The organism is Buttiauxella brennerae ATCC 51605, from assembly GCF_001654925.1.
GTDB lineage: Bacteria > Pseudomonadota > Gammaproteobacteria > Enterobacterales > Enterobacteriaceae > Buttiauxella > Buttiauxella brennerae.
The window spans coordinates 1-405 of record NZ_LXER01000069.1 but is presented as its reverse complement, the minus strand read 5'-3'; the positions used below and the strand labels follow the sequence as shown (position 1 = coordinate 405).

At 62.0% G+C, this 405-nt stretch carries 1 pseudogene; it reads right to left on the bottom strand.

The annotated features are described in order from the left end of the window. Positions 1–405, bottom strand: a pseudogene (locus M975_RS22020) (RHS element protein); the annotation flags it as partial.

Here is a 405-nt window from a genome sequence, read left to right as displayed (position 1 = left end):
CGGCTGTTGCCGTCTCCACCCGCAGCAGAGGCGTGAAACTTCCCGGCAGGTACACCGTCTGGATACGCGACTTATCCGTCTGCATGGTGGTCAGGCGGTCGCCCTCCTGGCCGTACCACACGCTTTCCGCCGGCTCTGTCGGCACGTACCAGCCGCCATCATATGCCTCTCCCTGCCACACCTGTTTGCGGATGCGGCGGCCCAGCGGATCATAAGCATAACGGCTCTCCGTCAGCATGTTGCCGTTCTGCATCCGCCGGTAATGCGTCAGCCGGTGCTGGTGGTCATAGCCGTAGTGGTGCGTGATGCTGCCGCGCGGGTGGATGCGCCGTTCGTCCTTTTCCGTCAGCCTGCCGTAGCGGTCGTAATGGTAAAAACAGTGCGCATCTTCGCTGATGCGGTTAA